This window comes from Chryseobacterium camelliae (assembly GCF_002770595.1).
Classification (GTDB): Bacteria; Bacteroidota; Bacteroidia; order Flavobacteriales; family Weeksellaceae; genus Chryseobacterium; species Chryseobacterium camelliae.
On sequence record NZ_CP022986.1, the window covers coordinates 2,247,781 to 2,259,760 of the forward strand.

Consider the following 11,980-nt stretch of genomic DNA (forward strand, 5'->3'; position numbering starts at 1 on the left):
AATCTGATGCTTTAAAAAATGGGTTTAAACTTTTCGTTGAAATCATCGGTAATGGCTTTTTCAAACATTTCAAAATGATGCTCCAGTATGTTATCAAGATAGGCATACAAGGGTATGGCATCTTTACCAATGACCTGTACAATGCGGGATAGGCGTTCGTGGTATTCCTGCCGGATATAAATGCTTTTATCGCCCCGCTTTGTCATCGAGTGGGTTTTCAAAAAGTGTTCGCCGTAGCTTCCGTCAAGGTTTTTCTTGGTGCGGTTCCTTTCCCGTTGTGCGGGTTTGCTTTGTGATAATTCTTCCTGCTGCACCTCGTCTTTTACAGCTTCCTTTACCTGCTCTTCGGCAGGTTCAGGCGGTAGCTGCAAACCATCCTTTTTAATACCATCCACCATCAGGTTCATCATCATTTCCTCGTTAATGTCCGGCGTTACTTTTCTTTTATTGTCTTTTTCCATAGCACTACAATTGAATGATGTTTAAAAATTCGCTGATGAACAGGTCTAACTGACAGGCTTTCATCAAACGCTCATCAGGTGGCATTACCGTAGAACGGAAAACCGTTTTGCTGTCCGCTTCGCTTTCCTTGCGAAAACGGGTGCTGTTCTTGATTTGACTTTGCATCAGGCTTAATCCCAGTTGCCCGATAAGCTGATTGTACACGTCATATAAGGGTGTGCTTTCCCTGCCGTCCACCTGGTTCCAAAACAGGTTAATGGTTTGTATGGAAGTTTCGCCCTTTTTCATAATCACATCCTGTAAAAGCTGCGTGAAGATGAGTGTACTTTCCATTACCACACGGTCTGCCGTAATGGGCGTAAAAATGTGGTGCATTCCCGCCAATGCTTTCAGGATGCCGGGCGTGTTCACGGTTCCGGGCAGGTCGAAGAACAGCACATCAAGCGGAACGGGAGAAGTGTTTACAAATTCGTGCGCCGCATCGAGTACGCTGTCCGCTTTGTGCTGCATAATGGGATAGGCTTTTTTGTTGATGGTGGTAAACTGCTTATACGCCAGTTTTTTCAAAGCCTCATTTTCCATTACCATTGCCAAATCACGGGTTTTCATTTTCATCAGGCTGTGCTGCGGAAAATCCGCATCAAATACGGCTACGTTGTAGCCCAACCGATAGTGCATCGTACTGGCGACAAGCGTAGTAAATGTGCTTTTGCCAACACCGCCTTTTTGAGAAGAAAAGGCAACGAACAGAGGTTTCTTTTTTGTGTCCATATTTTTAAAATTTAAAGTTTACATCTTCCAGTTTTCTGGCTTGCAGGCTATCAGCCGTGCAGTCCTGATTTCGTGCTGTCTTTCTTGCAGTATAGCCATCAGGCTTGCCTGCGGGAATTACTGATTGCCTGATTTCCTGCGGTACAGCAGCAATGCCTTCATTCAGGCATCTTATCAGGCAGGATTTCGGTCTTTCATTCGTTCCGTCCGCCATTCCATCCATCGGGCAGGCGTGATATGCTGATAGCACGCTTTCCGTCATTCCTGCGCTCTTGCTTTCTTGCATTCCTGCAATCTTGCAATCTTGCAGGCAGGATAACCCGCTATCTTGAATGTGTGTCGTCTGCTCGTCCTGAAGTACTGGCTGTCTGCCTGCCTGCCAACATTCAGGGGCAAAGAACTCATCAAAATCATTCGGTTGTATAGAGGTGGCAGTGTTTGGCGTTCAGAGGTTGCATTTGGCACAGTGGCACAGTGCAACGCTATCGTAAACAGGGCTTTACTTTGTATTGTGATTTTTATTAACGGATTTATGCAAAAGTCTTTTGACATATCAGGGGGTAACGGGAACGGCATCGAGCCGTTTTTCCTTGTTACATTCAATCCGTCCCGCAGGGCGGATTTTTGTGTTCACCGGAACACGGCAAGTTGTGTTTTGAGCATCTCGGAATGATTTCCGATGCTCAAAACAACTTGCCCTTTGCAGGGGGCAGAAAACACCTTCCGAAGTCAGGGTTTTGTATGGATTTTAAAATGGATTAGTGATGAACGATAACAACAAAAAGCAATTGAAAAAGACCGGACGCCGCCCCAAAGAAGACCCGGCGACAATACGGTACACCATTTCCTTTAACGAGCAGGAACACGCCCGTTTTCTTGCCCTGTTTGATAAATCAGGTATGCAGGTAAAGGCGCACTTTATAACGTCCTGCATCTTTAACAAGACCATAAAGACCATTCAGATTGACAAGGGAACGGTTGATTTTTATATGCGGCTGACCTCTTTTCATAGCCAGTTCCGTTCCATAGGTGTAAACTATAACCAAATTGTAAAGCTGCTGTACAAGAATTTTTCCGAGAAAAAAGCCGCAGCGTTTCTGTACAAACTGGAAAAGCAGACGGCTGAAATGGCAATGCTATGTCAGAAAATCATCCAAATAAGCGAGGAATTTGAAGCCAAACACCTGAAAAAATAGCGGTAGAAATGATAGCAAAAATCGGAAGAAGCGCAAATTTATACGGAGCATTGGCGTACAATCAGCTTAAAGTAGAGAATGAAAACGGGCAGATTTTGTTTGCCAATAAGATGATTGAAACCGCAAGCGGTCATTATTCCGTGGCACAATTAGCCCAGTCTTTTGCCCCTTACCTGATAGCGAACCGCAATACCGAGAAACATACGTTGCATATTTCGCTTAATCCTGACCCGAACGACAAGGTAAGCGATGATAAGTTTAGGGAAATGGCAGAACAGTATATGCGGGAAATGGGTTACGGCGAACAGCCTTTTGTGGTATTCAAACACACGGATATTGACCGCAGCCATATACACATTGTATCGGTTTGCGTGGACGAGCAGGGCAAAAAGATTTCGGACAAATTCGAGAAAATGCGGTCTATGAATGTGTGCCGTGAACTGGAAAGACAACACGGCTTGATACCCGCAACCGATAAAGAACACAAGCAGAACGACAAGATTTTCCGTCCGGTAGATTATCGGGCAGGCGATGTGAAAAGCCAAATCGCTTGGGTTGTCCGCCACCTACCGAATTATTATAAGTTTCAGACTTTGGGCGAATACAATGCCTTGCTTTCCCTGTTTAATGTTACCACCGAAAAAGTGGAGGGCGAATTGCAGGGAAAAATGCGGCAAGGCTTATTATATATTCCTTTAAACGAGAAAGGCGAAAGAGCCGGGCATCCGTTCAAGGCTTCGTTGTTTGGTAAAAATGCAGGGCTTCCGGCTTTGGAACTGCATTTTGCAAAATGCAAAGAGGATTTAAAAGACCACCCAAGTAAGCAGACCCTAAAAGCTGCAATTTCTATTGCTCTGAAATCCACAAATGATGAGCAGGCTTTTAAAAAGCAGTTGAGTGAACAGGGCATTAATGTAGTGGTCCGCCGGAACGATACAGGTCGTATTTATGGTATCACTTTCATAGACCACAATTCAAAGGCGGTTTGGAACGGTTCACGCTTAGCAAAGGAACTTTCTGCCAATACCTTTAATGATTATTGGAACAATAATATCAAACCGGAGATTAAAGAACCTGTCGTACAACTTCCAAAAACATCCACATCAAATGATGCAGATCTTCCTGCGGAAGAACCTCATCATTTGTTCGACTTCCTGAATACTACTGAAAAACACGAAGACGGTTTGATTGAGGCATTTGGCGGTTTGTTACCCGAAGCACAGGGCGATGATTACGAGGAACAGGATTTTGCTAACAAAATGAAGAAGAAAAAAAAAGAAGACTGTAAGAGGTCAGATTTTGGAATTAAAAATCTGTTTTTAAAAAGATTTATTGAGCTGTCACTTTATAATTCTGAAAGAATTTGAGTTGTATTTAAGTAATTGCTTAAATAAACAAATTGACTATCTTTGTGCTATGGACAATAATTCTTGCATACGACAACAAGCAGACATTAAACAAATAAACCGCTGTAAAGACCGAGTTTCAGAACTCAACGGTTCTTTTGACTATTTATCGAACGGACTTGAATTAGCGGGAAACAATGTAAGACTGAAAATACTCTTTCTACTTTATGAAGAAAAACGACTTTGTGTTTGTGATATAAGTGATATTCTTGGTATGACAATTTCAGCGGTTTCACAACACTTGCGGAAACTCAAAGACAGAAAACTTATTGAAACCGAACGAGAAGCTCAAACTATTTTTCACTCACTGACTAAAGAGTATGAAAAAATGCTGAAACCATTTTTCAAAATACTTGACGAAAACAAAATATTAGAAACAATATGAAAACTGACAAAAAATTAATTGGTGCAGGACTTTTGACTACAATTGCAGCTTCTCTTTGTTGCATCACACCAGTATTGGCTCTTATTGCAGGAACAAGCGGTCTTGCTTCCACTTTTTCTTGGCTTGAACCTTTTCGACCCTATTTTATCGGGTTGACAATTTTGGTTCTTGGTTTTGCTTGGTATCAAAAGTTGAAACCCAAAAAGCAGATAGATTGCAATTGTGAGACAGAAGAAAAACCAAAATTCATTCAGTCAAAAATGTTTTTAGGAATTGTAACAGCATTTGCAATCGTAATGCTTGCCTTTCCATACTACTCAAGCATTTTCTACCCAAAGACAGAAAAGCAAATTATAGCGGTGGACAAATCCAATATTCAAAAAGTAGAATTTACGATTAGCGGAATGACTTGTGCAAGTTGTGGCGAACACGTAAATCACGAAGTAAATAAATTGACAGGAATAATAAGTTCAAACGCCTCATACGAAAAAGGAAACGCAATCGTGGAATTTGACAACTCAAAAACGAATATTTCTGAGGTCGAAAAAGCAATTAACTCAACAGGATATTCTGTAACCGACAAAAAATAAAACCAAATGGAAATCATATTGCAATCAACAATTACTTGCCCCAACTGCGGACACAAGAAAGAAGAAACAATGCCGACAGACGCTTGCCAATATTTCTACGAATGTGAAAAATGCAAACAAGTTCTTAAACCAAAACAAGGAGACTGTTGTGTTTATTGTAGTTACGGAAGTGTTCCTTGTCCACCAATTCAGCAGGACAAAAAATGTTGCTGACGGACAGAAAACAGAAGAGCAACTAAAAGTATTTTTTATTTGGATGCTTCATAAATGTTACGATACAAAAGGATCATAGAAGCTACAACTCTTATCACTTCGCCAAACACTGCCACGTACCGCCATTGACTGCCACATTCTTATAGCCGCTGTGTAGAGCCTTTAAATTCACGCCCGAACATTAAAACTAAAAAAGAATGCAGGGAGAAGACGATTTAAGAGGTTTAGCCAAAATAATGGCTTTTATGCGGGCAGTCAGTATTCTTTTGGTGCTGATGCACCTTTATTGGTTCTGCTACGGGTTCTTTTTAGAACGTGGTTGGACGTTGGAAATAATCAACAAGATATTAGGCAATTTCGACCGGACGGCGGGCTTGTTTTCACATACCCTTTATACCAAGGCGTTCGCTTTGGTTTTGCTTGCTTTGAGTTGTTTGGGAACGAAAGGCGTAAAGAATGAGAAGATAACCTGGGCTAAAATCTACGTGGCTTTGGGCGTTGGTTTTGTGCTGTTCTTTCTGAACACGCCGTTGTTAAAGCTATCTCCGGTAATAGGCACATTTCTGTATATCCTTACTATCTCGTTAGGTTATATTGCTTTGCTGATGGCGGGCGTATGGATGAGCCGCTTGCTTCGTACCAACTTAATGGACGATGTTTTCAACAACGAGAACGAGAGCTTTCAACAGGAAACAAAGCTGATGGAAAATGAATATTCCGTTAACCTGCCCACCAAATTTTACTACAAAGGCAAATGGAACAACGGTTGGATAAACATTGTAAATCCTTTCAGGGCATCAATCGTGTTGGGTACTCCGGGTTCCGGTAAATCTTATGCCATCGTAAACAACTACATCAAGCAGCAGATTGAGAAAGGCTTTAGTATGTATATATATGATTTTAAATTTGACGACCTTTCCACCATTGCCTACAATCATTTATTGAAGCATCGGGATAAGTACAAAGTTCAACCAAAATTCTATGTGATAAATTTCGATGACCCACGCAAGAGCCATAGGTGCAATCCACTCAATCCCGATTTTATGACAGACATTTCCGACGCTTACGAAGCGGCTTACACCATAATGCTGAACCTCAACCGTAGCTGGATACAGAAGCAAGGGGATTTTTTCGTGGAAAGCCCAATTATCCTATTGGCTGCCATTATTTGGTATCTGAAAATCTATGAGGATGGTAAGTATTGTACATTCCCGCACGCCATTGAATTGCTGAATAAAAAGTATTCGGACGTATTTACCATTCTGACCTCATATTCCGATTTGGAAAACTATCTTTCTCCGTTTATGGATGCCTGGCAAGGTGGCGCACAAGACCAATTGCAGGGACAGATTGCATCGGCAAAAATCCCTTTGTCAAGAATGATTAGCCCGCAGTTGTATTGGGTTATGACTGGCGATGACTTTACGCTCGACATCAATAACCCAAAAGAGCCTAAAATTTTGTGCGTGGGTAATAATCCCGACCGCCAAAATATCTACTCCGCAGCATTGGGTTTGTACAATTCCCGTATTGTTAAGCTCATCAACAAAAAAGGGCAATTAAAGAGTTCAGTAATCATAGATGAGCTGCCCACAATTTATTTTAGGGGACTGGATAATCTTATCGCAACAGCGAGAAGTAATAAGGTGGCTGTATGTTTGGGCTTTCAAGACTTTTCGCAATTAACGAGGGATTACGGCGACAAAGAAAGTAAGGTAATACAGAATACCGTCGGCAATATATTCAGTGGTCAGGTGGTTGGAGAAACGGCAAAAAGCCTTTCGGAACGCTTCGGAAAAGTATTGCAGAAACGCCAGAGTATGACCATTAACCGCAACGATAAATCTACCTCAATTTCCACACAATTAGACAGCCTTATTCCGGCTTCCAAAATTTCAACTTTGACACAGGGTATGTTCGTAGGTTCTGTATCGGATAACTTTGATGAGCGCATCGAGCAAAAGATTTTCCACGCTGAAATCGTGGTGGATAATGACAAGGTAGCAGCAGAAACCAAAGCCTATAAGCAAATACCGCAAATCCTTTCTTTCGTAAACGAGCAGGGCGAGGATAAAATGAAACAGCAGATTGAAAGCAACTACCGTCAGATAAAACAAGACATTGTACAGATTATCGAAATGGAATTGGAGCGTATCAAAAATGACCCGGATTTGCAACATTTGGTGCAGCAAGAATAAGAGCGTTTTAGGATATATCCATCAAAAACAGGGCTGTACTTTTTACAGCCCTGTTTTTTTGTACAGCACTATTACTAACCTTCTCGTTATCAAGTTTCAAGAATAATTTCGAAAACTAAATTTAATCAAATGATTAAAATATTTGGATAAATCAAGAATAAGTTTTTACATTTGTCACTGAAAAGAATTTTAATGTAAAATGGCTAAAAGTAAAGAAGTAAAGAAGTTAGACACTTCTACTGAAGAAAAGATAAAGAACGCTGCTCGTATCGTATTCCATAAAAAAGGGTTTGCGGCAACACGTACAAGGGACATTGCAGAGGAAGCAGACATTAACCTTGCTTTGCTCAATTATTATTTCCGCAGTAAAGAAAAGTTGTTTGATATTATAATGCTTGAAACCGTAACGGGTTTTATGCACACTATGGCAACGATATTGAATGACGAGAAAACCTCTTTAGAAAAGAAAGTAGAATTGGTTGCTTCCCATTATATAGACTTTATTACCCAAGAGCCGAATATCCCCATTTTTATGTTGAACGAAATCCGTAACAATTCGGGCGGTCTGTTAGAAAAATTACCAATCAAACAAATAGTAATGAGTTATGCATTTGTCAAACAACATCAGGAAGCTGTTGCAAAAGGAAAAATTACCGAACCAAACCCATTGCATTTTTTGATGAATTTATTGAGCTTGGTTGTTTTTCCTTTTATCGGACAACCATTGTTACAGGGAATAAGCGGGTTGGATGAAACACAGTTTAACAAGCTGATGCAGGAGCGTAAAAGATTGATACCTGTTTGGATAAAAGCGATGATGAAAGCGAAATAAATTTTTTTGTCCATAAGTTAATCAAATGATTGAAACTAAAAATTAAATAAAATGATTAAAGTAATTCATAAACAAAAATCAAAATGGCTGATAGGCTTATTGCTGATGTGCAGCCATTGGGCAATGGCACAACAAAACAATTCATTGACCCTTGACCACTGCCTTGAAATGGCAAAACAGAATTATCCTTTGATAAAGCAGTACACGCTGATAGAAAAGACAAAGGAATATTCTATTGCCAACGCTCAAAAAGGGGTTTTACCTCAATTCAATATAGCAGGACAGGCAACCTATCAATCGGCTGTTACCCAAGTCCCGATTTCATTGCCCAATGTGGATATTCCTACAATGAGCAAAGACCAATACAGGTTATATGGCGAGGTATCGCAGTCCATTACCGACCTGTTTACCGTTAAAGACCAAAAGGAATATATCAATGCCAATTCGGAAATAGAAACACAAAAAACAGAAGTGGAACTATACAAGCTAAGGGAACGCATCAACAACCTTTATTTCGGAATATTATTGATTGATGCCCAAATCCAGCAGACCGAACTACTTAAAAAGGATATTAAAAGCGGCATCGAAAAAACCAATGTAGCCATTGCCAACGGCGTAGCATTGAAAAGCACAGCCGACAACCTGAAAGCCGAGTTGCTGAAAGCAGACCAGCGCACCATTGAACTGAAAGCCACACGCAAAGGCTATGCCGATATGCTGGCTTTGTTCATCGGCAAGTCGATTGATGAAAATACCGTTCTTGAAAAACCACATAGGCAAATGCTTACACCCACAATCAACCGCCCCGAACTGAAACTTTACGACTTACAGAAAAAATCCTTTGACGTACAGGAAAAGCTGATTACCGCTAAAAACCTGCCTCGTTTGAGTGCATTTTTTCAAGGCGGTTTTGGCAGACCTGGTTTGAATATGCTGGATAATGATTTTCAAGGTTACTATATCGGTGGTTTACGGTTGAGTTGGAACATTACAGGTTTCTATACTTATAAGAACGAAAAGAAAATGCTTGCTAACAATCAAAGTTTGATAGACATACAACGAGAAACTTTTTTGTTCAATACCAACCTCACATTGAAACAGCAAAACGCTGATATAACCAAAATGCAGGATTTGATTGAAACCGATAAGAGCATTGTTATACTTCGTGAAAGCGTAAAGAACACCACACAAAATCAACTTACTTATGGTACGGCAACCACAAACGATTACCTCATTGCGGTAAATGCCGAAGACCAGGCGAAGCAAAGTTTGATTTTACACGAAATACAGCTTTTAATGACAGAGTACAACGCTCAAACAACAGCAGGAAATTAGTAACAATAAAAAAAGTAGAACAATGTATAAAATAAAAACAATCGCATTGATAGCAAGCATCGCAACAGTGCTTACTGCTTGCAACAATAACAAAGTTTCATTTGATGCTTCGGGAAGTTTTGAGGCAGAAGAAACCATTATTTCATCGGAAGCCACAGGCACAATCAAGCAGTTCAGCATCGAAGAGGGGCAAACATTGGAAGCAGGACAAACCATTGGCTACATAGACAGCTTGCAGTTGTATCTGAAGAAAAAGCAGTTGGAAGCACAGGTTACAGCCATTTTGGGGAAAAAGCCCAATATACCTGTTCAGCTATCTGCCTTGCAGGAACAGCTTAGAACGGCTGAAAGAGAAAGGACAAGAGTTGCTAATTTGGTAAAAGGCGATGCAGCCACACCCAAACAGTTAGATGACATCAACGCACAGATTGAAGTATTGAAAAAACAAATCGAAGCACAAAAATCAACGTTGAGCATTTCAAGCGAGGGCTTAGGCAAAGACGTTGTGCCATTGCAGGTGCAGATTGAGCAACTGAACGACCAGCTTGCAAAATGCTATATCATAAATCCCGCAAGTGGAACGGTACTTTCCAAATATGCCGAAGCCAACGAAATGACGTCAGCGGGAAAACCGCTTTACAAAATCGCCAATTTATCCAACATTATTTTGAGGGTTTACATCACAGGCGACCAACTACCACAGGCAAAATTGAACCAAACAGTAAAAGTGCTTACCGATGACGGCAAAGGCGGTTACAAAGAAACCGCAGGTACAATCATTTGGATAAACGACAAAGCGGAGTTTACACCCAAAACCATTCAGACCAAAGACGAAAGGGCAAATATGGTATATGCCGTGAAGATAAAAGTTAAAAATGACGGTTTATACAAAGTAGGTATGTATGGCGAAATAAAATTCCAATAGCAATGGCAGACGTTGTATTAAATAACATTGTAAAGACCTACAATAAAGGCGAAGTAAAGGCAGTAAACGATGTTTCTTTTGAGGTAAACAAGGGCGAATTGTTTGGCTTGATTGGAGCAGACGGAGCAGGAAAAACAAGCATTTTCCGCATACTTACTACGCTATTGCTTCCCGATAGCGGTACGGCTTCCGTAAATGGTTTTGACGTAGTAAAAGACTATAAAGCCATTCGCAAAAATGTAGGTTATATGCCCGGCAAATTTTCATTGTATCAAGATTTATCAGTAGAGGAAAACCTCAACTTTTTTGCAACCGTATTCAATACCACCGTTGCGGAAAATTACGATTTGGTAAAGGATATTTATGTACAGTTAGAGCCGTTTAAAAATCGAAGAGCAGGAAAATTGTCTGGTGGTATGAAGCAGAAACTGGCTTTGTGTTGTGCTTTAATTCATCGCCCAACAGTATTGTTTTTAGACGAGCCGACCACAGGCGTAGATGTAGTTTCAAGAAAAGAATTTTGGGAAATGCTGAAAGGCTTAAAACAGCAGGGCATTACCATTTTGGTTTCAACCCCTTATATGGACGAAGCCACGCTTTGCGAACGCATCGCATTGATACAAAACGGCAGCATAATGTCTATTGATACGCCCGATACTATCATCAAACAGTTTCCCGACAAGTTGTTTGCAGTAAAGGCAAACGATATGGGTAAACTCTTGAATGCTTTGCGAAACAACACACAGATAAAAAGTTGTTTTTCATTTGGCGACTTTCATCACATCACGTTTCAAAATGATAATGAGCGTTCACAAAATGAACTGATACAAACCTTGCAGGAAGCCGATTTTCAAGACATTGAACTCAAACACATCACACCAAGCATTGAAGATTGCTTTATAAATCTGATGAACTGATATGACAAACGAAGTAGTAATAAAAACAGAGAAATTAACCAAGCGTTTTGGCGATTTCATCGCTACAAACGAAGTTACGTTTGAAGTGTACGAAGGGGAAATTTTCGGTTTCTTAGGTGCAAACGGTGCAGGAAAAACAACCGCAATGAAAATGCTTTGCGGGCTTTCCAAACCCTCATCGGGCAATGCTACCATTGCAGGTTTTGACATTTACAAGCAGACCGAAGAAATTAAAAAGAACATCGGTTATATGAGCCAAAAATTTTCATTGTACGAAGATTTAACGGTAATAGAAAATATTCAATTCTTTGGCGGTATTTATGGTTTATCCGATAAGCAACTAAACGCAAAAAGCAATGAACTGATTGAAACATTGGGATTGCAGAGCGAAGCAAAAAAATTAGTGGCTTCTTTGCCTTTGGGTTGGAAACAGAAATTAGCGTTTTCAGTTGCCGTAATACACGAACCTAAAATTGTGTTTTTAGATGAACCCACAGGAGGCGTTGACCCTGTAACAAGACGGCAGTTTTGGGATTTGATTTATTCGGCAGCCGATAGAGGTATTACCATTTTCGTAACTACCCACTATATGGACGAAGCCGAATACTGCAACCGTATTTCTATGATGGTGGACGGAGTAATAAAAGCATTGGACACACCTGCCAATTTAAAACAACAATATTCAGCCGCTTCAATGGACGATGTATTTTATAAGTTGGCAAGAGGAGCAAAACGAAAATCAGATTAAAG

Annotated in this window: 14 protein-coding genes; 11 read left to right on the top strand and 3 right to left on the bottom strand. The window is 40.5% G+C overall.

Annotated elements, in window-relative coordinates; all coding sequences use genetic code 11:
- Positions 1–11: 11 nt before the first annotated feature.
- The 3 genes from CGB83_RS10325 to CGB83_RS10335 are packed head-to-tail and all read right to left on the bottom strand — an operon-like array spanning position 12 to position 1,519.
- On the bottom strand, positions 12–461 hold the full coding sequence (locus CGB83_RS10325) for a DUF3408 domain-containing protein (RefSeq protein WP_100075705.1): 450 nt from the start codon (positions 459–461) through the stop codon (positions 12–14).
- Positions 462–465: 4 nt separating this feature from the next.
- Complete coding sequence (locus CGB83_RS10330) at positions 466–1,233, bottom strand: ParA family protein (protein ID WP_100075706.1); 768 nt, start codon at positions 1,231–1,233, stop codon at positions 466–468.
- A 4-nt stretch (positions 1,234–1,237) separates the two neighbouring features.
- Positions 1,238–1,519: a hypothetical protein gene (locus tag CGB83_RS10335; protein WP_100075707.1), complete on the bottom strand. Its 282-nt coding sequence runs from the start codon at positions 1,517–1,519 to the stop codon at positions 1,238–1,240.
- 478 nt (positions 1,520–1,997) lie between these two features.
- Between CGB83_RS10335 and mobA the strand changes: the two genes are divergently transcribed.
- The 11 genes from mobA to CGB83_RS10390 all read left to right on the top strand — a co-directional run bounded on the left by mobA (position 1,998) and on the right by CGB83_RS10390 (position 11,978).
- A complete protein-coding gene (gene mobA / locus CGB83_RS10340) occupies positions 1,998–2,429 on the top strand; it encodes a conjugal transfer protein MobA (RefSeq protein ID WP_002978470.1) in 432 nt (143 codons plus the stop codon).
- Between the two features lie 8 nt (positions 2,430–2,437).
- Entirely contained in the window at positions 2,438–3,796 is a 1,359-nt protein-coding gene (gene mobB / locus CGB83_RS10345) for a conjugal transfer protein MobB (protein ID WP_228419901.1), read from the top strand.
- 49 nt (positions 3,797–3,845) lie between these two features.
- Positions 3,846–4,220, top strand: a complete 375-nt coding sequence (locus CGB83_RS10350; RefSeq protein WP_002978466.1) for an ArsR/SmtB family transcription factor — start codon at positions 3,846–3,848, stop codon at positions 4,218–4,220.
- Entirely contained in the window at positions 4,217–4,810 is a 594-nt protein-coding gene (gene merTP / locus CGB83_RS10355) for a mercuric transport protein MerTP (RefSeq protein WP_002978464.1), read from the top strand. The genes CGB83_RS10350 and merTP overlap by 4 nt, the downstream gene beginning before the upstream one ends.
- Before the next feature lie 6 nt (positions 4,811–4,816).
- A complete protein-coding gene (locus tag CGB83_RS20450; protein WP_002996045.1) occupies positions 4,817–5,023 on the top strand; it encodes a GDCCVxC domain-containing (seleno)protein in 207 nt (68 codons plus the stop codon).
- A 197-nt stretch (positions 5,024–5,220) separates the two neighbouring features.
- On the top strand, positions 5,221–7,221 hold the full coding sequence (gene mobC / locus CGB83_RS10365; RefSeq protein WP_002978460.1) for a conjugal transfer protein MobC: 2,001 nt from the start codon (positions 5,221–5,223) through the stop codon (positions 7,219–7,221).
- 199 nt (positions 7,222–7,420) lie between these two features.
- Positions 7,421–8,053, top strand: a complete 633-nt coding sequence (locus CGB83_RS10370) for a TetR/AcrR family transcriptional regulator (protein WP_100075708.1) — start codon at positions 7,421–7,423, stop codon at positions 8,051–8,053.
- Between the two features lie 51 nt (positions 8,054–8,104).
- On the top strand, positions 8,105–9,388 hold the full coding sequence (locus CGB83_RS10375; RefSeq protein ID WP_002978454.1) for a TolC family protein: 1,284 nt from the start codon (positions 8,105–8,107) through the stop codon (positions 9,386–9,388).
- Between the two features lie 22 nt (positions 9,389–9,410).
- On the top strand, positions 9,411–10,313 hold the full coding sequence (locus CGB83_RS10380) for an HlyD family secretion protein (RefSeq protein ID WP_002978452.1): 903 nt from the start codon (positions 9,411–9,413) through the stop codon (positions 10,311–10,313).
- 2 nt (positions 10,314–10,315) lie between these two features.
- A complete protein-coding gene (locus CGB83_RS10385; protein ID WP_002978450.1) occupies positions 10,316–11,230 on the top strand; it encodes an ABC transporter ATP-binding protein in 915 nt (304 codons plus the stop codon).
- Position 11,231: 1 nt separating this feature from the next.
- Positions 11,232–11,978, top strand: a complete 747-nt coding sequence (locus CGB83_RS10390; RefSeq protein ID WP_002978447.1) for an ABC transporter ATP-binding protein — start codon at positions 11,232–11,234, stop codon at positions 11,976–11,978.
- Positions 11,979–11,980: the final 2 nt, after the last annotated feature.

Excerpts from the sequence above, each read along its gene's own strand:
- merTP (WP_002978464.1), top strand. The coding sequence starts at position 4,217 with ATGAAAACTGACAAAAAATTAATTGGTGCAGGACTTTTGACTACAATT.
- CGB83_RS10390 (WP_002978447.1), top strand. The coding sequence starts at position 11,232 with ATGACAAACGAAGTAGTAATAAAAACAGAGAAATTAACCAAGCGTTTT.
- CGB83_RS10385 (WP_002978450.1), top strand. The coding sequence starts at position 10,316 with ATGGCAGACGTTGTATTAAATAACATTGTAAAGACCTACAATAAAGGC.
- CGB83_RS10335 (WP_100075707.1), bottom strand. The coding sequence starts at position 1,519 with ATGCAAGAAAGCAAGAGCGCAGGAATGACGGAAAGCGTGCTATCAGCA.
- mobB (WP_228419901.1), top strand. The coding sequence starts at position 2,438 with ATGATAGCAAAAATCGGAAGAAGCGCAAATTTATACGGAGCATTGGCG.
- CGB83_RS10325 (WP_100075705.1), bottom strand. The coding sequence starts at position 461 with ATGGAAAAAGACAATAAAAGAAAAGTAACGCCGGACATTAACGAGGAA.
- CGB83_RS10380 (WP_002978452.1), top strand. The coding sequence starts at position 9,411 with ATGTATAAAATAAAAACAATCGCATTGATAGCAAGCATCGCAACAGTG.
- CGB83_RS20450 (WP_002996045.1), top strand. The coding sequence starts at position 4,817 with ATGGAAATCATATTGCAATCAACAATTACTTGCCCCAACTGCGGACAC.
- CGB83_RS10370 (WP_100075708.1), top strand. The coding sequence starts at position 7,421 with ATGGCTAAAAGTAAAGAAGTAAAGAAGTTAGACACTTCTACTGAAGAA.
- mobC (WP_002978460.1), top strand. The coding sequence starts at position 5,221 with ATGCAGGGAGAAGACGATTTAAGAGGTTTAGCCAAAATAATGGCTTTT.
- CGB83_RS10350 (WP_002978466.1), top strand. The coding sequence starts at position 3,846 with ATGGACAATAATTCTTGCATACGACAACAAGCAGACATTAAACAAATA.
- CGB83_RS10330 (WP_100075706.1), bottom strand. The coding sequence starts at position 1,233 with ATGGACACAAAAAAGAAACCTCTGTTCGTTGCCTTTTCTTCTCAAAAA.
- CGB83_RS10375 (WP_002978454.1), top strand. The coding sequence starts at position 8,105 with ATGATTAAAGTAATTCATAAACAAAAATCAAAATGGCTGATAGGCTTA.
- mobA (WP_002978470.1), top strand. The coding sequence starts at position 1,998 with ATGAACGATAACAACAAAAAGCAATTGAAAAAGACCGGACGCCGCCCC.